The sequence below is a fragment of the Fictibacillus sp. NPDC058756 genome, assembly GCF_042746035.1.
Lineage (GTDB): Bacteria > Bacillota > Bacilli > Bacillales > Fictibacillaceae > Fictibacillus.
In genome coordinates this window covers 878,945-901,110 of sequence record NZ_JBHYPU010000001.1, presented here as the reverse complement: position 1 = coordinate 901,110, position 22,166 = coordinate 878,945, and the positions used below count along the sequence as shown (strand labels likewise).

Sequence of the window (22,166 nt, the reverse complement as noted above, 5' to 3'; positions counted from 1 at the left end):
TCTAAACTCATTATACTCTTTCTTTTAGAATATTTCGAATTCATCTTGTTTTATTCTTCTAAATTTATATAGTATGACGGCAGCACAGGCAAAGTGTGTGATGCTGTGAATGGTACTCTATCAATATGTAAAGGCATTAAATCTAGACATTGTTCAATAAAATGAAGTACAGGTTCTAAATCTAAATTCCAGAAATGAGGTTTGTAAGGTGTCAGGTAGAGTTTTGCTGCTTTCATCATCTCACGTGCACCTTTTACATTGCCGTACTCATAATGATATAAGGCGACGGTCATCTGCAGCAGGCCTTTAATAAACAAGTTGCTGCGGTCTGTAAGCCATATCGCCTCTAAAAGGTCATGCCCTGTATAATAGTCTCCTTCATTAAAAACAACAAAAAACTCGTAATACTCCTGAGGAAAAAAGTCCATCTCTAAAATCCCCTTCCATGATTCATGTTACCAGAGATTGAACACCATTCAAATCGGGTAACAACTATCTAAAATAGCCATACTATAAACCACCACAATGAGAGGGAGCCAATTATGTCTGATTTATTTTTCAATTTCCCATTATTCGCAGCATTATTTGGAGTTTTTTCTGCACAGTTCTTAAAAATCCCTATCCACTACTTCAATACAAAAAAAATCAAATGGGATCTATTTATAAGCACCGGGGGAATGCCAAGTTCGCATTCAGCTTCCGTTACATCGCTTGCGACTGCAATTGGGGCCATGCATGGTCTAGGTTCTTCTCTTTTTGCTATTGCAGCAATGTTTGCCATTATTGTAATGTATGATGCAAAAGGTATACGATGGCATGCAGGAGAACAAGCTGCCGTATTGAATGATTTAGTAGAAGAATTCAGAGATCACGTTCAGAAATCTAATAAACAATTTGAACAAAAGGATGTTGAAGAGCAGAGAAAAGAATTAAAGGAACTTTTAGGACACAGCCCTAAAGAAGTGTTCTTTGGCGGGCTGCTTGGAATAACACAAACATTAATTCTATCGTGGCTCTTTTTATAATAGGAGGTACTTTGTTTTGAAATTGGTATCAATTTGCCCGAGCAATACAGAGCTTCTTCATTTTTTAGGAGCAACTCCCGACCTGATTGGAATTGACGACTTTTCGGACTGGCCATCAGAGGTGGAGCGATTGCCACGATTAGGTCCTGACTTATCGATTGATATGAACAAGCTTGAAGCTTTAGAGCCAGATTTAGTTTTAGCAAGTTTGAGTGTACCCGGGATGGAGAAAAACATAGAAGAATTGAACAAGCGAAACATTCCACACGTCATCTACGATCCTCAGTCTCTTACAGACATCCAGAATGACTTGCTGGATTTAGGTAAAAGGCTTAACCGATCAAATAATGCTGAGCATGTTGTTAAATGGATGAAAGATGAAATAAACGAATATATGAGAATAAGCAATTCTTTAAATAAACGTAAAAAAATCTATTTTGAATGGTGGCCAAAACCGGTTTTCACGCCTGGTAAGATAAATTGGCTCACTGAGATCTCACGTCTTGCAGGTGGTATGAACCTATTTGAAGATGTAGAACTCGCCAGTGTCCAGACAACATGGGAAGATGTTGTAGACCGCAAACCTGATCTGATCGGCATGGTATGGGTTGGTGTAAAGACGGATAAAATGCGTCCTTCTCATATAAAGAAAAGAGAAGGTTGGGATATATTGAACGCTCATGGAACTGAGATTGTAAAGCTTGAGGAATCGCTATTTTGCCGTCCTTCACCGCGTTTAATCTTCGGTCTAAAAAGACTTGCTGCACTTATTCATCCTGAGAATTATCCTGCTTTTATACCTGAGCAAGAAGAAAATGATATGAAAGAGCTTCAAGTTATCATTAGATGACCTGAAGCTCATTTTTGGTTATGGAGCTTTTATCAATATATAAACTGCTGTCTGAACACTTGCATCGACTTCTCTTCGTTCCATGCCTTAAGTTCTGTTTCAGTTATATCGCCATCACCGAGCTGCACCACATACACATTAATGGTTTTCTTGCCCCACTTTTCATATACTTCTTCTACTGTATTGTAATAAAGATCAATTCTATGCCCTTTAATTGCAGATCCAGTATCAGCAACGACACCATAGCCGTATCCTGGAACCCATAGAACGGTGCCTATCGGAAAAACTTTTGTATCCGCGGCAATTGTTGAATATAAATCTCTTTTTACCTTTACTCCGGATTTCGTTATTCCATATGCAGGATGAGTTTTTTCTTTTCCTGTACTTTCTTTGCCGGCAGTATAGCCTGTTGCAGTTACACTTACTGCCGGATATTTTGAAAAGTCAATTGTATCCTCTATCGATTTTGGAGGTTTTGCCTCAGCAGAAGAAAGCATCATGTTTGGAGCATAAAATGAAGGCATTGATTTTAAGGTTTGTAATAAAGTTTTCAACGCAGCGTCTACAATCTGGATATCACTGGATTTTTTTTCATCCAGCCAGCTAGCGATATCGTCTGCCTGAACCCCGGAAACAGAACGAAACGTGGTAAAAATAGCGCAGACAAAAAGAAAAGTCAGCACTGTTCTTTTTGCAATTTTTCTTAGTTTAAGCAAAAAATGTCCACTCCTCTCCTTTCTATTCCTTCCCATTCATGAAAAAATGTATACGGATTAGTTGTTTAGTTAAAGTCGAGAAGAGTTTGTGCAGAGACTCCTTCAGGCTCACCATACGCGGAAAGCGAGCATCCTGGAGCGGAAATCAACCACTTCCAATAGCAACAAAGTTTGCGAAAACACCAAAAAAAAGACTCCCCAGAGGAGAGTCTTTTAGAACATCTGATAACCGCGGACACGAAGCATCTTGATCGCAACACCTGCTAAAATAGCACCGATAAGTCCGAAAGTTAAAATTGTTATATCTGAAGGAGATAAATTTACTAAATCACTTGCAAGCTTTTGAAAACTTGAACCTGGCTTAGTAAAATACTCAAAAAATCTTATATCATCCACAATCATAACGACGACTAGAGGATAAAGAATAACCATAAACCATGTAGCGCGCAGAAGCATATTAAACAAAAAGCCTATTCCAAAAAATAGAACCATGAAAAGCAGCATTGAAATAAAAAACTGTGGTAAAAGCAAATCCATGATGTTGACACCCCCATATATCTGTCGTTAGTTTACTAAATGGGGGGATTTACGTCAATTGCATTGAGAGCGTTACCTCGCTAAGCTCTTTTCTTTCCGCTTCCGCAGCATTCTACACACGTTTCAGAACCTCCAAGCAACAGCTGGAAATATCCTTTACCATCACAATATTGACATTGATCATGTTTTTTCTGAACCGCATGTTTTCTCATGTTGTAACACTCCCTTGTTTTTAGTTTAAATTTTCAGATAATAATAACAAGGATTCAGGTTATTGAAAAACCTGTTTTAAGGCGAAATAACCTGATGTAAGCGTAAACATTGAGCACAATCTTAAATTATCAGAATATTTCGTACATTTTTATCTGCAATCAAAAATTTTATACGAAGTGTATCCGAATATATCTCCCGGATTAATTTCATCCTCGATATGCTTATTTTTTTCATTCATAAAATAATGAACCATTAATGAAGTGGCTGGATCCACCTTAAGCTCCTCAGGGGTCAAAAATGCAGCTCTTTCTATTTCATTTTCATCAGCAATTAGAGCCCCGCTCTTCTTTTTCAGTAAAAAAACAATCATATTATCACTGATGGTTTCTTTGATTACGCCTGAACGAATACCTAGTACTGAGACCACTTCTCCCAAAATACCAGTCTCTTCAAAGACTTCTCTAATTGCTGCTTCATCAACGGTTTCTCCTGCATCAACAAATCCTGCTGGAATGGACCATTTGCCTTTTAATCCGCCATATTTCTTCTTTACGACAAGCCATTTCCCATCATCTATTAAAAGGCCAGCAGCTGCAAGCCAAATCTTTCCTCTGTCTTTTTTAGTCATCAGCTTGATCGTCCTTTCTTTTTAAGCTGTATTCTTAAGAATTTTTTCTTTTCATTTGAATTTGCCTTCATTGATAAGTTGATAGGAGTGCAAGGTGCGAGACTCCAGCGGGATCAGCGTGCCAGGTGAGACTCCTAATGGCGCATAGCGCTGAGGAGGCTCACCGCACGCCCCGCGGAAAGCGAGCATCCTGGAACGGAAATCAACCACTTTCAAAAGCATCAAAGATTTTGAAAACAGTTTTTTTATTATATAAAAAAGAACAGAAGCATTAGCTCCTGTTCTTAGTTTACACGAATCGATTTAGAAAAGTTTTAATTTACCTTTTTTAATAACCATTGGTACTCCGCCAAGTAAGAACAGGTAACGGTTATCGATTACTTTTTTCATCGCTGATGCAGTAGCACCGAACAATTTCTTGTTTCCTACTTTACCAATCGCTTCACCTTTACCAAGTGATGCAACCGTACCTTTAATATCCGGTTTGAATTCTTCAAGCTTTCCGCCATTCATTAATGCTTTGATGTTGCGGCCGATTGTATAAGCTTGCTGAATTGCGATTTGTGCAGTTGGAGGGTAAGGACGGTTTGCTTCTTCGTCAATGATAAGCGCGCAATCCCCTGCAACGAAGATGTAATCAAACCCTGGCATACGAAGATCCTTATCAACTTTTACACGTCCGCGCATTGTTTCAAATCCAGCTTCTTCTACTAGATGGTTACCGCGAACTCCGCCTGTCCAAACGATTGTGTTTGCTTTAATTTCTTCACCATTCGCAAGAACAACTCCATCTGTATTACACTCTTTAATCGGAGTGTTAACTAGGAACTCAATTCCGCGGCGCTCAAGGTTGTTGATTGCATACTCAACAAGCTCTTCATCAAATCCAGGAAGTACTGTTGGAGCAGCCTCGATATTTACGATACGTACTTTTTCACGAGGAATATCATACTCGCGGCAAAGCTCAGGTATACGGTCAGCAAGCTCTCCAACGAACTCGATGCCTGTGAATCCAGCTCCACCTACTACGATTGTAATAAGCTCGTCTTTTTCGCCTTCGTTATTATAGCGAGCAAAAGAATAGTCAATATGCTCACGGATTTTACGTACAGAGTTAATGCTGCGGATGCTGAATGCATTTTCTTTAAGGCCCTGGATTCCGAAAGTTTCTGGATCTGATCCTAGAGCAATAATTAAATAGTCATATGTTAATTCTTGGTTTTCTAGAACAACACGCTTTTCATCTTTTTTAATTTCTACAACAGTATCTTGTACAAAGTTAACTTTGTTCATATCAATGATGTTGTCGATCATGATACGCGTTTTATCGTGATGCAAAGTACCTGCTGCATTTTCGTGAAGCCATGTTGTTTGGTAATGATAGTTATGTTTGTTTACAAGTGTTACTTCTGCTTCATCTGATCCTAATTCTTTCTGTAAACGAACAGCTGACATGATTCCGCCATAACCGCCGCCTAGAATAAGTATTTTTGGCTTACTCATCAATTTCACTTCCAGTTCTCATTTTTTTTAGTTTGACCTTTTCATTCATTAAATATGAAGAAAAGGAATAGATTGTGATATATTTCACGTAATAAGATATAAATAAATGCAAAAAAATGTTCGAAATATCGACATCTTTTTTTCATACGTACTCATCTTATTCCTTTTTCCTTGTTTTTTCAACCCTTTTTTCGTTATGATAATTATTCAATTCTTTTATGAATTGTTGTCTTTTTGGGTATCAACCTATGCCAAAATATACTAGTGAAAAAAGAGGACTTTTTGCCTTTATAAAGAATGTTTATGAGAGATAGCAAAGAGTTCTGGTCAGAACATATTTTATGTTCATCAGTCATAGAAAACAGAAGAGGTGAAAGTGATGGCAAAAGAAATTTACGATATTACGATTATTGGTGGAGGTCCATCAGGATTATTTGCTGCATTCTACGGCGGCATGCGTCAAATGAAAGTTAAGGTTATTGAAAGTATGCCGCAGCTCGGCGGACAGCTTTCTGCTTTATATCCTGAAAAATACATATACGATGTTGCCGGTTTCCCAAAAGTTCTGGCTCAAGACCTTGTTAACAACTTAAAAGAACAGGCTATGCAATTTAATCCTGCCGTTGTCTTAGAAGAGTCTGTTCAGAACGTTGAAAAAAATGATGATGAGATTTTCGAATTAACTACCGATAAAACGGTTCATTATAGTAAAGCAGTTCTGATTACAGCAGGTGTTGGTGCATTCCAGCCACGCCGATTGGAGTTAGCTTCTGCACAACAATATGAGGGTAAAAACCTGCACTATTTCGTAGATGATCTCCAAGCATTTGCAGGCAAAAGAGTTCTGGTTTGCGGCGGCGGAGATTCAGCTCTTGACTGGTCGCTAATGCTGGAGCCTATCTCCCCACAAGTGACACTGACTCACAGACGCGACAAGTTCCGTGCGCATGAGCATAGTGTGGAACAATTGATGAATTCTAAGGTTGTTGTTAAAACTCCATATCAAATAACTGAATTGATTGGTAACAGAGAAAATATTTCGGCAGTCGTTTTAGAAAACGACGACTTGAAAGAAACGATTGAAGTAGATGCAGTTATTGTTAACTACGGATTCATTTCATCTCTCGGTCCGATTAAAACGTGGGGTCTCGACATCCAAAAGAATTCCATTGTGGTTAACTCTAAGATGGAAACGAACATTAAAGGAATTTATGCCGCTGGTGATGTGTGTACGTATGACGGCAAAGTAAAGCTGATCGCATCTGGTTTTGGCGAAGCTCCAACTGCGGTAAACAACGCGAAAACATATATCGATCCTAACGCAAAAACTCAGCCTATGCACAGCACAAGCTTATTTTAAATATCCGAAAGGCGCCGGACAATGGTTCTGGTGCCTTTTCTACATATGTAATAAAGGAGTGAAATCAATTGAATAGACAATTTACTGAAGAAGAGATGCACGCTGCTGATTGTTTGCAGGAAATCCAAAGAATTATAAGCCAGCTTCACATAACTGACGAATCCTTCCTAGAGGAAACAAGAGATCAAGTCCCTCGTTTAAAAGAACTTTTAAGCGAGCTGGAAAAATATACCTTGGAATAATTTCCTTCTGGATTAAGTAGTCATTTTTTGTTATTATAGTTTGTGAGGCGGACAAGTGCCGCTGACCAATCAGTTTTTTCACCCGGTGTTGGCGCGCCGGGTTTTCTTATACCCTTTTTTAAACGAGGAGATAAATCCATGGAAATGAACTTAATTTTCGGTATCGTGTTCTTTATTTTAGGAACTGTTTTAATGCCCCTTGGTTTAAAACAGACAAGTAAGCAAAACAAAATGCTGCTTATAGGTGCATCCGTTTTTTCGGATTTAATCGGTCTTGCATTAATATTTAAACTAATATAATGATACTTAACATAACAAAAACCCTCCTGAACGAAAAGTTCAGGAGGGTTTTTGTTATGTTAGCATTCTTCAGGAGTTCCGGCATTTGTTGCTGTACGGAAAGATGATCCGCAGCCGCAAGAAGCGATGGCATTTGGATTTGTAATCGTAAATCCTCCGCCCATCATGTTTTGTTTAAAATCGATAACAGTGCCTTTTAACACCTTAGCACTTTCTTCATCTACAACGACACGAATACCTTCAATCATTTCTTCTTGGTCTGAGTCAGCAAGGTCACTATCGAATCCCATTCCATAAGAAAGACCTGTACATCCTCCGCCTTTTACAGCAACACGAAGAAATTGATTTTTATCTTCTTCATCAGCCAGCATTTCCTTGATTCTGCTTGCTGCACTTTCTGAAATCTCAACGATCATTTCACTTTCACTCCTTTTAATAAGGATTATGGCTTAAGTATACCGTTTCCGTTATAAGCACTCAAGGAATCGGCTTTGGCACTATTTTTCGTTATGCTGCAACTGCATAATTTTATTATGAGTTTCATCAATTTTTTTACTATATTTTAAAACCATAGGATGCTGTATTCCAAAAGTATTTGCTGTTTGTATCATCTTATTTCGAAGACTTTCTAATTGTTCGATTTTTTCTAGTCTAGCGGCAGCTGATGTGGCTTTCATTTTCGTCACTCCACTCTTATATTTAAGACAAGTAAGGTATATCTATTTTACAGTTATTTCAATAAATAGACAATAAACCCCTAGTAAAAAATACACATTTTTTTGTATTGGAAAGTTTTTTATAAAAGTGACTTCCTTGTCCAAATGTATGATTAGGCTTATAATGAAAAAAAGCATCTGAATGCTTGAATAGGCTTGTTTTTTAGATTATCTTTTAATTCCTTATTTTACATAGTATTCGCATAGTCTTTGTAAAAGAAGAGCATAGTCTCTGCCGAAGATCCAAAAAATTTAAACATCATCTGAACATTTCGCTAGAATATTAGGGGGATAAAAACATGGCAAATATATTAACGTTCGATACTCGAATGGAAGCAATTGCAGAAAAAGTTAAACATGGTGAACGTCTTACAATTGAAGATGGTTTGTATCTATATGAAACTGACGATTTGTTATCTGTAGCGTCACTCGCAAATGAAGTGAACCGTCAAAAAAACGGAGATCATGTCTATTTCATCGAAAACCTTTATATCAATCCAACAAACGTTTGTGAAGCTACTTGCAGCTTCTGCGGATTCAAACGCAAGCCTGGAGAAGAAGGCGCCTATACAATGAATGAAGAACAGCTCTTAGAGTATGTTCAAAAACGCTGGAATGACAATATCCGTGAGTTCCACATCGTTGGCGGACACAATCACGAAGTTCCATTTGATTACTACTTAAATACTGTCAGCACATTGAAAAAGCACTATCCTCAAGTAACCGTAAAAGCATATACTGGGGCTGAAATTGAATTCTTCTCTAGGATTGCTGGTACTTCAATGAAAGAAGCATTGCAGGAGCTTATCAAAGCCGGCCTTGATACGATGCCAGGCGGAGGAGCTGAAATCCTTACTGAACGATATCGCTTAAAAATGAGTCCTGACAAAGCATCAACTGATCAATGGCTTGAAGCCCATGAAATTGCACATGGTTTAGGATTGAAAACACACGCTACTATGCTATACGGTTCCATTGAAACTAAAGAAGAGCGCCTGATTCATATGGATCGTCTGCGCCAGCTTCAAGACGTAACGAACGGTTTCATGGTATTCATTCCGCTTGCGATGCAGCCTCGTTCACAATCAATGGGCTTAACGAGAAGAACATCTGCTTTTGATGATATGAGAACGATGGCAATCAGCCGTCTCATGCTGGATAACTTTGACCATATTAAAGCGTATTGGATTAATATCGGCGTACAGCTGACACAAATGGCTCTTACATTTGGATCGGATGATATCCATGGAACACTGATCGAAGAGCGCATCTCACATGCTGTTGGTGCTTTAACATCAGCTGGTATTACCCGTAAAGAACTCGTTCACTTAATTAAAACGGCAAATAAAGTACCTGTTGAACGTGATACATTCTATAACATCATTCAAAAATATTAATGAAGAAACAAAGCCCGGCTAATTAAATTGGCCGGGCTTTTCATATGAAATTTTTTTACGGTACGTGTTCTTTTATCTATTACACGTATGCTCAAAAATACGAACGTACGCTCAAGAAAATTGTTTTACGCTCAAAAAGACCAGCGTACACTCAAAATAAACAACCTGCGCTCAAACCTCGTCTAATTTCGCTCAGAGTGAGATAATTCCTGCTTTAAAAGGTATTCTCCTGTGCAAATCACTTCAGCAGGTCCAGTCATTAATACATCACCGCTTGATTGCCAGTTGATGATAAGGTCTCCGCCAGCTAAATGAATGGTAATATCATTGTTTCTTTCCGCTTTCCCATTTAAGATTGCTGCAACAGCTGCCGCACATGCTCCGGTGCCGCATGCTTGAGTAACACCTGATCCTCTTTCCCAGACTCGAAAGTGCATTTCTTCTTCAGAAACAATCTCTACAAATTCTGCATTAACCCAATCAGGAAACATCGGATCTTTTTCAATCACTGGTCCCAGAGAATGTAACGGTGCTTCCTCAATGTCATCTACAAAGAAAATCGCATGCGGGTTACCCATTGAGACAGCCGTCATATTTAGGTCGCTTCCGTTAAAAGAAACGGGTTCATTGATAACGGAGTTTTTATTTGAGAATCCTTTTACAGGAACTTGATCAGGGATGAGTATTGGGTTACCCATATTAACGGTTACCTGACTAACTTGATGTTTTTCATCTATTGTCAGTTTTGCAGTTACAAGTCCCCCAAGTGTTTCAATTGTAAACTCTTCTTCATTTACAATGCCATTTTCATAAGCATATTTAGCAACACAGCGGAGACCGTTTCCACAGTTTTTTGCTTCTGAACCATCGTTATTAAATATCCTCATTTTAACGGGTGCTTTTTCACTCGGACAAATTAAAATCATGCCATCTGACCCGATTCCCGTATATGGATTTGATACGGAAACAGCAAGATCTGCCAGGTCGGCTTCAGCGATTGCTTCTTCAAACATGTTCACATAGATATAGTTATTTCCGAGTCCATGCATTTTTGTGAATTTCAGCTTCTTCATGTTTTATTTAAAGCTCCTTATTGTTGACCTCTTAATTTTTCATCTGTATAAAAATAATCGTCATCAGCATTAAGTATTGTAAGCTTTCCGTGACAGCACGGCATGATCAACCGTTGCTTTACGCCTTCTTTTGCAAGCTCCATCTGCTCTTCTTTAAAACTTGTAAGCACGTTGTCACTTTTACAAAAAGGACACTCGGCGATATAGATGTCATTCATCATTCGTTCATAAGGCCATGTATATTCAAAGGTTATTTTCATGTGATTCATCCTCTATTTGGAAGGTGTTATAATTGCATTATCATTCACAACTAACATTTTTTAAAGTATAATAGGTCATGTAACAAAATACAATAGCGATCCATCTTCGGGGCAGGGTGAAATTCCCGACCGGCGGTAATTGAAGATTCCCTCTTCATCAGCCCGTGAGCGGAAAAATTCAGCAATGAATTTTTCATGCTGATCTGGTGTAACTCCAGAGCCGACAGTATAGTCTGGATGGGAGAAGATGTTGGTACAGCGGTTCAATTTTATAAAATTGAACCCTTTGTTTAAGTACGCATTTTAAACTCTAAAATGCTTCTTTCTCATGCTGTTCTTCATACAACAACTCCCTTAGTCCATTATTTTAGGCTAAGGTTTTTTGTGTGATACAGGCTGTGCTGCATTTGAAATCATTAGATGGCGCAAGACAAAAGAGGAGAGATTTCAATGCAAAAGGGAAAAATCAAACAAATGGTAGCTGTATCAATGCTCAGCACAATCGCATATGTGCTGATGATGCTCGACTTCCCATTTCCGGGGCTTCCACCATTTTTAAAAATCGACTTTAGTGAAGTTCCCGCACTGCTGGCGGCCATAATCTTTGGGCCCATTGCAGGCATCATGGTTGAAGGAATTAAAAACACGCTTCACTATGGTATTGTAGGAAGCTTTACAGGTGTTCCCGTCGGACAACTGGCTAATTTTATAGCAGGTATACTGTTTATTCTGCCAGTATCGTACTTATTCCGCAAAAAACATACTGTTAAACGTCTTTCAGTCGGTCTGATTTTAGGAACAGCTTTAATGACATTAACCATGGGATTCCTTAATTATGTTATTATCCTGCCGGCATACACATGGTTCCTTGGAGCTGAGCCGATGTCCAGTCAGATGATGATGGACCTGATTCTTAAAGGGATCACACCATTTAACCTAATAAAAGGTACGATTATTACTTTATTGTTCTTAGCTTTATACAACAGAATGAAGCCTTGGGTGATGAAACAAATTGCTCAGCAGGCTTAATATATGAAAGAAAACCGCTGCGTTCTCTGTACGCAGCGGTTTTTTTCTTCTACGTTAACTATTCGGTTTAATTAAACCAAAAAGAATGCCCATAGCATGTGCTTTGAGCATTCTTTTCTTTTTATAAGTGTTATTTTATAAGAATAACCCTACGATTGTTCCAGTTAAAACTGAACCCATGGTAGCTACTAGTAATACCTTCAAACCAACTTTTGCAAGCATTGATGCTTTTTCGCCATTTATTGCTTGTACAGTACCTAGAATAATTCCGATTGAAGAGAAGTTGGCAAATGAGATTAGGAAAGATGATACAATACCAACTGTCTTGTGAGACATATCAGGAATCATTTTCATAAAGTCTAGCATCGCTACAAACTCATTAGCTGCAACTTTTGTTCCCATTACTGAACCTGCTCTTACAATTTCATGTGTTGGAATTCCCATAATGAACGCGATTGGAGCAAACACATAACCTAATACTTCTTGGAATGTTAAGCCGAATACAGAATCGAACGCAAAGTTCACCATTGAAAGTAACCCGATGTAAGTGATTAGCATTGCACCAACGATTAGGGCAACTTTCCCTCCATCTAAGGCACCATTACCAATTGCTTCGAATAAAGACTTTTCTGGAATCATTTCTTTAACTTGAATCTCTTCATCTTCCTCAGCACTAACAGGACATACAATAGATGAGAGGATAAGTCCAGAGAACACGTTGATCGGAAGTGCTACCAAAACATATTCAGCAGGAATCATTTGCATGTAAGCACCCAAGATTGAACAGCTTACTGCTACCAAAGAAGAAGTAACAACAACAAATAATCGGTTAGCTGATAATTTATGAAGCTGTGACTTAACAGAAATAATTGCAGTTGTATCACCAAACACCATTGAATTTACTGCTACAAAAGATTCAATTTTTGGAAGTCCAGTAATTTTAGCAACTGCCCCACCAATGTATTTGATCGCTAATGGTAAAATTCTTGTGTAAGTTAAAATTGATAATAAGGCAGATACAAAAATAATCATCATAAGAACATTAATGAAGAAATATTCTTTTCCACTCAGATCTCCAAAGACGAACGCAATACCATCATTACCGAATGAAAGTACCTTATTAAAAACGTTTACAATCTTATTCAAAATAGTTTTACCTATTTTAGTGTTAAGCATGAAGTAGGCAATACCCAATTGTACTGCGAACATAATTACAACAGCTTTATAATTTATGTTCTTTTTATCATTCGACATTATGAAAGCGATTGCAATTAAGATAATAATTCCAAGTATTCCAAATAGAATTGACATATCAATATTCCCCCTTATACATTTAAAAAACTAGGTTGACTTTTTATATTGAAACTGCTTCCAATTTTACAACTAGTTGTCAGACATCAAATGACTGACCCCTTAATAATGTAACAAATTTCGACAAAAATGCAATCCCTTTTTTAATATTTGCACCTTAGATATTTTTCCCAATAAAAAAGGACCTATCCAATAAAAAAACAGCTTCTCCGTCTAAATATGAGAAGCTGTTCCTAAAACATAAAGTTTTCATCTATATGATTGTAAATATTCTTTACGAGTTCTTCTGGAGACTCTCCATGGACAATATCCCCATTTACGAGAGCAAAAAGTGATTTTGCACATTGTCCGCAATAACCAAGACATCCATATTCGATTACATCTAAATCATAATCCTTTTCTAATTCTTCGAGTGCTTTTTGTGCACCACTTGCCAAGTTACTGACGCAAAACTCAATAATCGGTCTCATCTTTCATTTCACCTCTTAATGAATCCATCCTAACTGTTTCTTGAAGGCTAGTCAATGTAAACACATTGATTTTTCCACAAAAATAGTTGTGAATTTATAGCAAAGTGCTATACTTAAACATGTCAAAAACGTGAAATCGTTTACTTACAGTATTTTAAGGTTATTAATCAATATACACTACTATAAACATAGATAAGAATTGTCTTGAAAGAAAAGGGGATATGACAAATGAAGCACCTCGTTTTACTTGGCGGAGGATATGGAAATATGCGTGTGTTGAAGAGGCTTCTTAATTCCTCAGACCTCCCTGAAAACATTCAGCTTACACTCATTGACCGTGTGCCATATCATTGTTTAAAAACTGAATATTATGCACTGGCTGCCGGAACAATATCTGATCACCATGTTCGGGTAACGTTTCCTGAGCACCCTCGCTTAAACATAAAATATGGTGAAGTAACAGGAATCGATATTAATGAGAAGAAAGTGCTTTTAAAAGATCAGGACGATGTATCCTATGATGATCTTGTTATCGGACTTGGGTGTGAAGACAAGTATCATAATGTGCCAGGGGCCGATCAATTCACATTGAGTATTCAAACGATTGATAAGTCCCGCCACACCTATCAAGTACTTAACAACTTACATGCTAATGCCGTTGTTGGTGTTGTTGGAGCAGGACTTTCTGGTGTTGAACTGGCATCAGAACTTCGCGAAAGCCGCCCAGATTTATCAATTAAGCTGTTTGACCGCGGAGATATCATTCTTTCAGGATACAAAAAGAGACTAAGTAACTATGTTCAAAACTGGTTTGTAGAACATGGTGTTGAAGTAATCAATAATTCTAATGTGACTAAAGTGGAAGAAGGCGCACTTTATAATCATGATGAGAGGGTAGAATGTGATGCTATCGTATGGACAGCAGGCATTCAGCCAAGCCATATTGTTCGCGAACTAGATGTTGAAAAAGACAGCCAGGGCCGCGTCGTTTTAACTGAACATCACCACCTTCCTTCTGAAGAACATGTTTATGTAGTTGGCGATTGCGCGAGTCTACCTTATGCACCTAGCGCACAGCTGGCGGAGGAACAAGCAGAACAGATCTCTCAAGTTCTATTAGCACGCTGGAACAATCAGCCGCTTCCAGAAATGAACGAGATCAAACTAAAAGGTGTTATGGGATCCCTTGGCAAGAAGAGCGGATTCGGCACGATGGGAAGCGCGGCGTTAATCGGCCGCGTACCACGCTTATTAAAGTCAGGTATCTTATGGCTTTATAAATATCAGGTATGATGAGAAGCCGGCTAACAAATAGGTTAGCCGGCTTATTTTTGATTGTACTGATTATTTACGGTACGTGTTTTTATTTTTATTTCACGTTCGCGCAAGAATGATAAAGTTTCACGCGAAAAAGTCCTCGTTTCACGCCAAACACCTTTTGTTTCACTTCAGAAACTCCTTCTTTTCGCGCTCCATGATGTTTTTTTATCTTGAAGTTCCCTATAGTTAGCTCGCAGGTTTCCTAAATTAATAAAAAAACAAAAAATGACATGAACGAACATCATTGGTGTCCGTTCGTGTCAGCTTTCTTTATAATTACCACCAAAAAGGACGGAAACGGCGAATTCGGAAAAACGGAAAGCCAAATATTCCGAAGCCTGGAAAGAATGGACCAACAAAAATGATACGACTGTCACGCTGTTCACTTTCACCAGGCATGATCATATACATATTATCCTGATCATAGCTGTGAAGTTTACCATGATACACATTGCCATCATTCAATTCGATCGTAACGTTCTGTCCCATATATTTTAGACAAAGATCATGATAATGATGGTGATAGTGACCCATATGTGAAGATTCATCTTTATATTTTTTACCTTTTGAAGGGTTCAACAATGGCATTTGCCTCCTTTTTTTCCATAACATCATATTCTAAAAAAGTGACAAAGTATGTGTACAAACCCAATTCATAAAAAATAGGCGCTTAACTTACAGCGCCATAACCATTTTGTTCAATTATGCTATAGATAGTCTTTATATTTGGGTTGCCTTCTGCAACTACCTCTCCGTCAATCACAACAACGGGATAAAAAAGGTCTTCTTCAATAATTCTTACCGAAAATGCTTGGTCTGCTTCATTTTCTGGATTTTCCATATCTATATATAGCACTTGAAATACAGCATTTGGAAATTTTCTGGATATTGCAGCTTCCAGCCATTCAGCAGTTTCTTTAGCTGATGGAAGGTGTACACAGCTCGCACATTTCTGCTCGGCACCATATACTTTAATAACAAGTGAATTTTTCATGAAGAATCACCTCAATGTATGCGCTTATTTGCTTCCATCATACCTTATTTTGCTAGAAAGAAAAAGAAGCAAATATCATGATGCTTGCTCATGGATTTTTTATTCCATATCCCGTATACTAAAGGTAAGTTCTTTTTAAGAAAGGAGCCTTGATAGTTATGGCTGAAACTCAAAACTTAGAGATGCGTGAACAAGTAGAAGAAGTTCTTGATAAATTGCGTCCGTTCCTTCTTCGTGATGGAGGAGACGTGGAATTAGTGGATATTGAAGAAGGTGTAGTAAAAGTACGCCTTATGGGTGCTTGCGGAAGCTGCCCGAGTTCAACAATCACACTAAAAGCTGGTATCGAACGTGCACTTTTAGAAGAAGTTCCTGGTGTCGTTGAATTAGAACAAGTATTTTAATTTTTATGAAGAAGCCGCTTATCTAGCGGCTTCTTTTTTTTGGCTGTTTTCGCAAAGCTTGCTCTTGAAAGTAGTTGATTTCCGTTTCAGGATGCTCGCTTTCCGGGGGGCGTGCGGTGAGCCTCCTCGGCGCTTTGCGCTATAGGAGTCTCAATGAAACCTGTGTGCTCCTGCGTCTACAAGCAACTCCTAACGAAGTGAGTTTCCTCGTCGCATGCCTTACGAGGAAGAATACTCAAGTAGATGGCACGCTAACCCCCCAGGAGTCTCGCCCCTTACACTCCAATCAACTTTTCAATGAAGTCTAAAAAACATTATTTGAAAGCGAGGCCACTGAAAAACCGGATTATCAAATCATAAAGTGCTCTATATGGACTAAAAACCATCGATTGTTGTTCTTGAATCATCCTATATCACTACACGAATTTGATTCTTTATTATACAAAAAATTAGAAACACCTCGTCACTGCGAGTTGATTTAATCCTTTTTTTGGATTTATGATGCAAACATGTAGTGATTGGAGCGGAAGGGTACTGACTCCTGCGGGACGAGTGGGACAGGTGAGACCACTAAAGGCGCGTAGCGGCAGGGGGCTCACCGCCCGCCCCGCGGAAAGCATGTACCCTGAAGCGGAAATCACCGCACCAACACTCTTTTGAAACAGTCCTTTAAGTATTAAGACATCAAATGCACAAGCAATGCTTTTTGTGCGTGAAGACGGTTTTCAGCTTCAGGAAACACAACTGAATGATGACCATCAATGATTTCTGCTGTCACTTCCTCCCCGCGATGAGCAGGCAGACAGTGCATGAAAATATAATCTTTTTTAGCATGTGACACAAGCTCCTGATTCACTTGATAGGATTCAAAATGAGCCATTCGTTCCTCAGCTTCGCTCTCCTGCCCCATACTTGCCCATACATCTGTATAGATGACATCACTGTTCTTAACACCGCTTATCGGATCATTTGTAACTTCCACGGTAGATCCTGTTTTCTTAGCGATTTCTTTTGCATAAGAAACAATTTTTTCTTTCGGTTCATAATTTTTTGGCGTAATAATGGTACAATCCATTCCGACTTTAGCTGAAGCAATCAGCAGAGAATGAGCAACATTATTGCCATCACCAATATAGGCAACTTTTTTTCCTTTAAATGATCCTTTGTATTCTAAAATTGTTAAAAGATCAGCGAGTGCCTGGCATGGATGGAAATCATCTGTCAGTCCATTAATCACAGGGATGCTACTGTTATGAGCCAGCTCTTCAACAGTCGATTGGTGGAAAGTACGGATCATCAGCCCGTCTAGATAGCCAGATAATACCTTAGCTGTATCTGAAACGGTTTCTCCTCTTCCCATTTGTATATCGCGAGTACTTAAATGGATTGCATGACCTCCAAGCTTAAGCATAGCAGCCTCGAATGACACTCGGGTGCGTGTAGATGACTTTTCAAATATCATACCAAGGATTTTTCCTTTTAATAAAGGCGGTGCGGAAGGTGCTTGCTTCTTTAAGTCTTTAGCGAGATTCAGCAAATCAATGATTTCATTTGCTGAATAATCTAGCAGTGTCAGGAAATCTTTCTTAGTTCTCGTTGTGCGTAAAGGATGAACAATTGACATCAGATCAACACTTCCTTTCTTGAGTTCTTTAATAAAACAGCTGCTTGCAGGTAAGCTTGTGCGGTCTCTTTTCGAGTAAAAACATGCAGCCTCTCCAGCACGGCACTTTTTGCAGAAGTGCTGTTTGTCTCATCGATAAAATTTATATAAGCTGTTTTATTGTCCGTTTTTATCCATTCATCAAAAGACATAACTTCTTTCGTTAAAACTTCAAATCCAAGGTCCGCCCACGCTTTCAAATCAGCTTGTGCAGGATCACCTTCTATAAAAATGCTTCCTTTGAAGTCCCAAAGGTCATTTAATTGAAGACCCGATCCTTTTAACGCTTTGAGCAGTGCTGACGTAAAATCGGTGTCTGTTCCGATTACTTCACCTGTTGAGGTCATGACCGGAGAAAGCACTGGCGAAACTCCTGACAGTTTAATCGTTGAAAAAACAGGTGCTTTTACTGTAATAAACGGTTGGCCATTATGCTCGTCTTCAAGCTTTAATTGGTTTAAAGGTGCTCCAAGCATCAGTTCTGTTGCTTTTTGCACTAAGTTCACAGCTGTAATTTTACTCATGATCGGAGCTGTCCTTGAAGCCCTTGGATTTACTTCAATCACATATACTTCTTCACCTTTTACTGCGAATTGTATATTAAATAATCCTTTATAATTCATGTTTATTGCAATTTTTCTTGAGTAGCTGATTAAGCTGTCTTGAACACTTTCTGTAAGGGACTGCGGCGGCGTTACAGTTAAGCTGTCACCAGAATGTACGCCTGTTCCTTCAATATGTTCAAAAATTCCCGGTATAAAAATGTCCGTTCCATCTGTTAGCACATCTACTTCTGCTTCTTTTCCTTCTAGGAACGTATCAATTAAGATAGGATAGACAACATCCTCATTCAGCAAAAATTCATTAAGCTCTTTTGCAGCGTAAAACACTTTCATCCCGCTCCCCCCGATTACATATGAGGGTCGGACAAGTATCGGAAACCCTAATCCTTCAGCAAAGGCTTTCGTTTCTTCTTTATTATGAGCCGTGAATCCATCTAATTTTGGAATATCAATTTCTTCTAAAAATTGATAAAAGCGATCTCGGTCTTCCATTTGATCGACCGTATCCGCTAGAGTTCCTAGAACATGGACGCCAGCATTCTCTAATTCTTCAGCTAAATTAATTGAAGTCTGACCACCAAACTGTAAAATAACATCTGTTATTCCTTCAAACTGCAAAACGTTATAAATATCCTCAAACGTTAATGGTTCGAAATATAATGAGTCGGATACTTCATAATCTGTACTTACCGTTTCAGGATTGTTGTTGATTAATATGGCTTCATATCCCAATCTGTTTAAAGCTAACGCACTGTGCACACAGCAATAATCAAATTCAACACCTTGCCCTATTCGTATAGGGCCTGAACCGATAACAGCGACTTTTTTCTTTTGATCAGGTTTCTTATCACTCACTCCGCTCCAGCTGGAATAAAAGTATGTTGTCTTTGCTTCAAATTCAGCAGCGCATGTATCAACCATTTTGTATGAAGGGATGATCTTCCACTCTTCTCGTTTAGTTCTAACCTCTTTTTCAGAAACAGACCAAATTTCAGAAAGATCGTGATCTGAAAAGCCATACTTTTTTGCCAACTTCAGCTGTGATTCATCTATGGTATTTAAGCTTAATTTCTGCAGAGTCTGATTCATCTGAACCATTTGACTGAATACTGATAAGAAATAAGGCGTGATCTTGGTTACCTCATGAATTTCTTCAGCGGAAATACCTCTTTTAAGCAGTTCAAGAACGACAAAGAAACGGCGGTCGTCTGCATGAGCTGCGAGTTTGAATAGCACTTCTTCTTCTAAAAAAGCAAGTTCTTTTAAAAACATGCCTTCTGTTTTTAGCTCGAGTGAACGAATCGCCTTTTGGAAAGCTGAAGCCATATTTCGTTCCAAAGCCATTACTTCTCCTGTTGCTTTCATCTGTGTGCCAAGCTTTCGGTCGGCGTCAGTAAATTTATCAAATGGCCAGCGAGGCATTTTTACTGCTACATAATCCAAAGCCGGCTCAAAACTTGCAAATGTAGTTCCTGTAACAGGATTCTTCAGCTCGTGAAGGTTGTATCCCAGTGCAAGCTTTGCCGCGATTTTAGCTATAGGATATCCAGTAGCTTTAGAAGCAAGTGCTGAGGAACGGCTCACTCGCGGATTAACTTCGATTAAGTAATATTCAGAAGTATGCGGATGAAGAGCAAACTGTATATTGCAGCCTCCAACGATTTCTAGTGCATTTATAATCGTAAGGGACGCTTTTCTTAATGACTGATACTCATCATCTGTCAGTGTCTGACTTGGTGCAACAACTACAGAATCACCAGTATGCACACCCACTGGATCAACGTTCTCCATATTACAGACTGTAATGCATGTGCCATTATCATCACGCATTACTTCATACTCGATCTCTTTAAAGCCTGCGATACTTTTTTCAATCAGACACTGATGGATAGGACTTGCCGAAAGACCTTGTTTGACAAGGTTTGTGAGCTCTTGTTTCGAACCTGCAATCCCTCCTCCAAATCCGCCAAGGGTATAGGCTGGACGGACAATAACCGGATAGCCTGTTTTATCTGCAAATCCAATGGCTTCTTCAACGGAAAATACGATTTCACTTTCTGGTACAGGCTCTCCGAGCTTGTGCATAAGGGCACGAAACTCTTCTCGGTCCTCTGCTTTTTTTATGGATTGTATATCTGTACCTAAAAGCTTTACTCCATATTTTTGAAGAATGCCATTTTCATAGAGATCCATCGCAAGGTTTAAGCCTGTTTGACCTCCGACAGTTGCTAACAGTCCATCAGGCATTTCTTTTTGAATAATTTGTTCTGCATATTCAACGGTTAATGGTTCAAAGTAAATCTCGTCTGCAAAAGTCTTATCCGTCATGATGGTTGCGGGATTGTTGTTGATTAAGACAACTTGAATTCCCTCTTCTTTTAGTGCTTTGCAGGCTTGTGTCCCTGAATAATCAAATTCTGCTGCCTGACCTATTACAATAGGTCCTGACCCAATCACTAGAACTTTCTTGATGTCGGATACTTTAGGCATAGCTTCTCACCTTCTCTTTATGCTTAACAGTCTGGATGAAATCCTGAAAAATTTGTGCGTGTTCTTGCGGTCCAGGTGCTGCTTCAGGATGAAATTGGACACTTGAAATATCGTATTGGCTGTGCCAGAGCCCCTCCACACTTTTATCGTTTACATTCTCAAACCAAATGTTAAAACCGGTTGAATGTAAACTCTCTTTTTTCACAACATAACTATGATTTTGTGAACTCATCGATACTTTTCCTGTTTTCACATTCATAACTGGATGATTAGCTCCTCGATGACCAAATTTCAGTTTCATTGTTTCCCCGCCAAATGCGAGTGCCAGTATTTGATGGCCAAGGCAGATTCCCAGCACCGGGTAGCGGACCGCAATATTTTTATAACGATGAAAAAAGTTTGAAAATCTCATAGGGTCACCTGCACCATTTGAGAACACGAAACCATCTGGATTCAATTTTTCTATTTCGGCAGTCTCATAGTCATACGGAACAACAGTGACTGTGCAGCCTTGAGCTATAAGGGAATCAGCAATCGATTTTTTATAGCCAAAATCAATAAGAACAATGTGTGTTTTACCTGCACCAAATTTCTTAAGTGCTGTTTTCGGCCAGCTTTCTTGTAATTGAAAGGAATCGGAAGGTATAGTGCTTGTGTGCATAACAGCAGGGACCGAACCTTTTACACGGATCTGCTGAATGAGAGCTCTTGTATCGACATTTGTTAAAGCAGGAATATGATGATGGTTAAGATACTCTGTCAATGAGTGTTGTTCGCCTTCGAGCTGAAAAGGATAGCACTCTGCCATAATGACACCTGAAACTTGAATATGAGCGGATTCCATACTTTCCGGCTTGAAGCCATAGTTACCGATAAAAGGGTAAGAAAATACAACGATTTGTCCTTGGTAAGATGGATCTGTCAGCACTTGTTCATATCCAGTCATTCCTGTATAAAATACAACTTCACCCGAACAATATTGATGATCACCGAGCCAGTCTCCTGCAAATGAAGTCCCATTTGCTAATGTAATAGAGCCTTTCATAGTAAATTCCTCTCCTTGTATAAAACCTATATCTATTCGTATTTTTATTCATATATT

General features: G+C 38.8%; 26 protein-coding genes and 1 riboswitch. Of the genes, 9 read left to right on the top strand and 17 right to left on the bottom strand.

What is annotated here, in order from left to right; translation table 11 throughout:
* Positions 1-50 precede the first annotated feature (50 nt).
* Positions 51-428, bottom strand: a complete 378-nt coding sequence (locus tag ACFW35_RS04465; protein WP_379844060.1) for a DUF309 domain-containing protein — start codon at positions 426-428, stop codon at positions 51-53.
* 114 nt (positions 429-542) lie between these two features.
* On the opposite strand from ACFW35_RS04465, the gene ACFW35_RS04460 reads away from it, so the two are divergent.
* Positions 543-1,025, top strand: a complete 483-nt coding sequence (locus ACFW35_RS04460; RefSeq protein WP_379844058.1) for a divergent PAP2 family protein — start codon at positions 543-545, stop codon at positions 1,023-1,025.
* Between the two features lie 16 nt (positions 1,026-1,041).
* Positions 1,042-1,875: a cobalamin-binding protein gene (locus ACFW35_RS04455; protein WP_379844057.1), complete on the top strand. Its 834-nt coding sequence runs from the start codon at positions 1,042-1,044 to the stop codon at positions 1,873-1,875.
* 32 nt (positions 1,876-1,907) lie between these two features.
* Here ACFW35_RS04455 and ACFW35_RS04450 read toward each other — a convergent pair whose 3' ends face one another.
* From ACFW35_RS04450 to ACFW35_RS04430, 5 genes are all read right to left on the bottom strand, one after another.
* Positions 1,908-2,591 (bottom strand): 3D domain-containing protein, encoded by a 684-nt coding sequence (locus ACFW35_RS04450; protein ID WP_379844055.1) that lies wholly within the window; start codon positions 2,589-2,591, stop codon positions 1,908-1,910.
* Positions 2,592-2,804: 213 nt separating this feature from the next.
* Positions 2,805-3,128: a YuiB family protein gene (locus tag ACFW35_RS04445; RefSeq protein WP_379844054.1), complete on the bottom strand. Its 324-nt coding sequence runs from the start codon at positions 3,126-3,128 to the stop codon at positions 2,805-2,807.
* Between the two features lie 80 nt (positions 3,129-3,208).
* Positions 3,209-3,340, bottom strand: a complete 132-nt coding sequence (locus tag ACFW35_RS04440; RefSeq protein WP_172827366.1) for a YuiA family protein — start codon at positions 3,338-3,340, stop codon at positions 3,209-3,211.
* Between the two features lie 149 nt (positions 3,341-3,489).
* Positions 3,490-3,969, bottom strand: coding sequence for an NUDIX domain-containing protein (locus ACFW35_RS04435; RefSeq protein WP_379844052.1), 480 nt, complete (start codon positions 3,967-3,969; stop codon positions 3,490-3,492).
* A gap of 303 nt (positions 3,970-4,272) precedes the next feature.
* Entirely contained in the window at positions 4,273-5,472 is a 1,200-nt protein-coding gene (locus tag ACFW35_RS04430; RefSeq protein WP_379844051.1) for an NAD(P)/FAD-dependent oxidoreductase, read from the bottom strand.
* Between the two features lie 379 nt (positions 5,473-5,851).
* Here ACFW35_RS04430 and ACFW35_RS04425 point away from each other — a divergent pair, with 379 nt between their 5' ends.
* The 3 genes from ACFW35_RS04425 to ACFW35_RS04415 all read left to right on the top strand — a co-directional run bounded on the left by ACFW35_RS04425 (position 5,852) and on the right by ACFW35_RS04415 (position 7,374).
* Entirely contained in the window at positions 5,852-6,832 is a 981-nt protein-coding gene (locus ACFW35_RS04425; protein WP_379844049.1) for an NAD(P)/FAD-dependent oxidoreductase, read from the top strand.
* A 68-nt stretch (positions 6,833-6,900) separates the two neighbouring features.
* Positions 6,901-7,074 carry a hypothetical protein gene (locus ACFW35_RS04420; RefSeq protein ID WP_379844048.1) on the top strand — a complete coding sequence of 58 codons (174 nt, stop codon included), beginning with the start codon at positions 6,901-6,903 and terminating at the stop codon, positions 7,072-7,074.
* Between the two features lie 138 nt (positions 7,075-7,212).
* On the top strand, positions 7,213-7,374 hold the full coding sequence (locus tag ACFW35_RS04415; protein ID WP_165389355.1) for a hypothetical protein: 162 nt from the start codon (positions 7,213-7,215) through the stop codon (positions 7,372-7,374).
* Between the two features lie 59 nt (positions 7,375-7,433).
* Here the strand turns inward: ACFW35_RS04415 and ACFW35_RS04410 are convergent, their stop codons facing one another.
* Together ACFW35_RS04410 and ACFW35_RS04405 are read right to left on the bottom strand one after the other, a co-directional pair.
* Positions 7,434-7,790: a HesB/IscA family protein gene (locus ACFW35_RS04410; RefSeq protein WP_379844046.1), complete on the bottom strand. Its 357-nt coding sequence runs from the start codon at positions 7,788-7,790 to the stop codon at positions 7,434-7,436.
* 81 nt (positions 7,791-7,871) lie between these two features.
* Positions 7,872-8,051: an aspartyl-phosphate phosphatase Spo0E family protein gene (locus tag ACFW35_RS04405; RefSeq protein WP_379844044.1), complete on the bottom strand. Its 180-nt coding sequence runs from the start codon at positions 8,049-8,051 to the stop codon at positions 7,872-7,874.
* A gap of 338 nt (positions 8,052-8,389) precedes the next feature.
* Here ACFW35_RS04405 and mqnE point away from each other — a divergent pair, with 338 nt between their 5' ends.
* Positions 8,390-9,487, top strand: a complete 1,098-nt coding sequence (gene mqnE / locus ACFW35_RS04400) for an aminofutalosine synthase MqnE (protein WP_379844043.1) — start codon at positions 8,390-8,392, stop codon at positions 9,485-9,487.
* A gap of 182 nt (positions 9,488-9,669) precedes the next feature.
* On the opposite strand, the gene dapF is transcribed toward mqnE, so the two are convergent.
* On the bottom strand, positions 9,670-10,560 hold the full coding sequence (gene dapF / locus ACFW35_RS04395; RefSeq protein ID WP_379844041.1) for a diaminopimelate epimerase: 891 nt from the start codon (positions 10,558-10,560) through the stop codon (positions 9,670-9,672).
* 17 nt (positions 10,561-10,577) lie between these two features.
* A complete protein-coding gene (locus tag ACFW35_RS04390; protein WP_066292176.1) occupies positions 10,578-10,820 on the bottom strand; it encodes a hypothetical protein in 243 nt (80 codons plus the stop codon).
* 98 nt (positions 10,821-10,918) lie between these two features.
* Positions 10,919-11,073, top strand: a riboswitch (FMN riboswitch).
* A 197-nt stretch (positions 11,074-11,270) separates the two neighbouring features.
* On the opposite strand from ACFW35_RS04390, the gene ACFW35_RS04385 reads away from it, so the two are divergent.
* Positions 11,271-11,849 (top strand): ECF transporter S component, encoded by a 579-nt coding sequence (locus ACFW35_RS04385; RefSeq protein ID WP_379835505.1) that lies wholly within the window; start codon positions 11,271-11,273, stop codon positions 11,847-11,849.
* 135 nt (positions 11,850-11,984) lie between these two features.
* Here ACFW35_RS04385 and ACFW35_RS04380 read toward each other — a convergent pair whose 3' ends face one another.
* Both ACFW35_RS04380 and ACFW35_RS04375 read right to left on the bottom strand, forming a co-directional pair.
* Positions 11,985-13,160 carry a NupC/NupG family nucleoside CNT transporter gene (locus tag ACFW35_RS04380; protein ID WP_379835507.1) on the bottom strand — a complete coding sequence of 392 codons (1,176 nt, stop codon included), beginning with the start codon at positions 13,158-13,160 and terminating at the stop codon, positions 11,985-11,987.
* A 233-nt stretch (positions 13,161-13,393) separates the two neighbouring features.
* The gene (locus ACFW35_RS04375; RefSeq protein ID WP_379835509.1) at positions 13,394-13,630 is read right to left on the bottom strand and encodes a YuzB family protein; all 237 of its coding nucleotides are present in this window, start codon (positions 13,628-13,630) and stop codon (positions 13,394-13,396) included.
* Positions 13,631-13,858: 228 nt separating this feature from the next.
* Between ACFW35_RS04375 and ACFW35_RS04370 the strand changes: the two genes are divergently transcribed.
* Positions 13,859-14,923 carry an NAD(P)/FAD-dependent oxidoreductase gene (locus tag ACFW35_RS04370; protein ID WP_379835511.1) on the top strand — a complete coding sequence of 355 codons (1,065 nt, stop codon included), beginning with the start codon at positions 13,859-13,861 and terminating at the stop codon, positions 14,921-14,923.
* Positions 14,924-15,226: 303 nt separating this feature from the next.
* On the opposite strand, the gene ACFW35_RS04365 is transcribed toward ACFW35_RS04370, so the two are convergent.
* Positions 15,227-15,532, bottom strand: coding sequence for an LSM domain-containing protein (locus ACFW35_RS04365; RefSeq protein WP_379835513.1), 306 nt, complete (start codon positions 15,530-15,532; stop codon positions 15,227-15,229).
* A gap of 88 nt (positions 15,533-15,620) precedes the next feature.
* On the bottom strand, positions 15,621-15,944 hold the full coding sequence (locus tag ACFW35_RS04360; RefSeq protein ID WP_379844039.1) for a YuzD family protein: 324 nt from the start codon (positions 15,942-15,944) through the stop codon (positions 15,621-15,623).
* A 158-nt stretch (positions 15,945-16,102) separates the two neighbouring features.
* On the opposite strand from ACFW35_RS04360, the gene ACFW35_RS04355 reads away from it, so the two are divergent.
* On the top strand, positions 16,103-16,348 hold the full coding sequence (locus ACFW35_RS04355) for a NifU family protein (RefSeq protein ID WP_066238880.1): 246 nt from the start codon (positions 16,103-16,105) through the stop codon (positions 16,346-16,348).
* A gap of 676 nt (positions 16,349-17,024) precedes the next feature.
* On the opposite strand, the gene argF is transcribed toward ACFW35_RS04355, so the two are convergent.
* From argF to ACFW35_RS04340, 3 genes are read right to left on the bottom strand one after another with little or no spacing between them, the layout of a single operon-like run.
* On the bottom strand, positions 17,025-17,972 hold the full coding sequence (argF, locus tag ACFW35_RS04350) for an ornithine carbamoyltransferase (RefSeq protein ID WP_379844038.1): 948 nt from the start codon (positions 17,970-17,972) through the stop codon (positions 17,025-17,027).
* Positions 17,972-21,064, bottom strand: coding sequence for a carbamoyl phosphate synthase large subunit (locus tag ACFW35_RS04345; RefSeq protein WP_379844036.1), 3,093 nt, complete (start codon positions 21,062-21,064; stop codon positions 17,972-17,974). The genes argF and ACFW35_RS04345 overlap by 1 nt, the downstream gene beginning before the upstream one ends.
* Complete coding sequence (locus tag ACFW35_RS04340) at positions 21,057-22,109, bottom strand: carbamoyl phosphate synthase small subunit (protein WP_379844034.1); 1,053 nt, start codon at positions 22,107-22,109, stop codon at positions 21,057-21,059. The genes ACFW35_RS04345 and ACFW35_RS04340 overlap by 8 nt, the downstream gene beginning before the upstream one ends.
* Positions 22,110-22,166: the final 57 nt, after the last annotated feature.

Bases quoted from the DNA above. Each gene is read 5' to 3' on its own strand.
- ACFW35_RS04410 (WP_379844046.1), bottom strand. From the start codon at position 7,790: ATGATCGTTGAGATTTCAGAAAGTGCAGCAAGCAGAATCAAGGAAATG.
- ACFW35_RS04415 (WP_165389355.1), top strand. From the start codon at position 7,213: ATGGAAATGAACTTAATTTTCGGTATCGTGTTCTTTATTTTAGGAACT.
- dapF (WP_379844041.1), bottom strand. From the start codon at position 10,560: ATGAAGAAGCTGAAATTCACAAAAATGCATGGACTCGGAAATAACTAT.
- ACFW35_RS04360 (WP_379844039.1), bottom strand. From the start codon at position 15,944: ATGAAAAATTCACTTGTTATTAAAGTATATGGTGCCGAGCAGAAATGT.
- ACFW35_RS04370 (WP_379835511.1), top strand. From the start codon at position 13,859: ATGAAGCACCTCGTTTTACTTGGCGGAGGATATGGAAATATGCGTGTG.
- ACFW35_RS04385 (WP_379835505.1), top strand. From the start codon at position 11,271: ATGCAAAAGGGAAAAATCAAACAAATGGTAGCTGTATCAATGCTCAGC.
- ACFW35_RS04435 (WP_379844052.1), bottom strand. From the start codon at position 3,969: ATGACTAAAAAAGACAGAGGAAAGATTTGGCTTGCAGCTGCTGGCCTT.
- ACFW35_RS04355 (WP_066238880.1), top strand. From the start codon at position 16,103: ATGGCTGAAACTCAAAACTTAGAGATGCGTGAACAAGTAGAAGAAGTT.
- ACFW35_RS04345 (WP_379844036.1), bottom strand. From the start codon at position 21,064: ATGCCTAAAGTATCCGACATCAAGAAAGTTCTAGTGATTGGGTCAGGA.
- argF (WP_379844038.1), bottom strand. From the start codon at position 17,972: ATGTCAATTGTTCATCCTTTACGCACAACGAGAACTAAGAAAGATTTC.
- ACFW35_RS04465 (WP_379844060.1), bottom strand. From the start codon at position 428: ATGGACTTTTTTCCTCAGGAGTATTACGAGTTTTTTGTTGTTTTTAAT.
- ACFW35_RS04375 (WP_379835509.1), bottom strand. From the start codon at position 13,630: ATGAGACCGATTATTGAGTTTTGCGTCAGTAACTTGGCAAGTGGTGCA.
- ACFW35_RS04405 (WP_379844044.1), bottom strand. From the start codon at position 8,051: ATGAAAGCCACATCAGCTGCCGCTAGACTAGAAAAAATCGAACAATTA.
- ACFW35_RS04425 (WP_379844049.1), top strand. From the start codon at position 5,852: ATGGCAAAAGAAATTTACGATATTACGATTATTGGTGGAGGTCCATCA.
- ACFW35_RS04340 (WP_379844034.1), bottom strand. From the start codon at position 22,109: ATGAAAGGCTCTATTACATTAGCAAATGGGACTTCATTTGCAGGAGAC.
- ACFW35_RS04390 (WP_066292176.1), bottom strand. From the start codon at position 10,820: ATGAAAATAACCTTTGAATATACATGGCCTTATGAACGAATGATGAAT.
- ACFW35_RS04430 (WP_379844051.1), bottom strand. From the start codon at position 5,472: ATGAGTAAGCCAAAAATACTTATTCTAGGCGGCGGTTATGGCGGAATC.
- ACFW35_RS04380 (WP_379835507.1), bottom strand. From the start codon at position 13,160: ATGTCAATTCTATTTGGAATACTTGGAATTATTATCTTAATTGCAATC.
- ACFW35_RS04445 (WP_379844054.1), bottom strand. From the start codon at position 3,128: ATGGATTTGCTTTTACCACAGTTTTTTATTTCAATGCTGCTTTTCATG.
- ACFW35_RS04440 (WP_172827366.1), bottom strand. From the start codon at position 3,340: ATGAGAAAACATGCGGTTCAGAAAAAACATGATCAATGTCAATATTGT.
- ACFW35_RS04460 (WP_379844058.1), top strand. From the start codon at position 543: ATGTCTGATTTATTTTTCAATTTCCCATTATTCGCAGCATTATTTGGA.
- mqnE (WP_379844043.1), top strand. From the start codon at position 8,390: ATGGCAAATATATTAACGTTCGATACTCGAATGGAAGCAATTGCAGAA.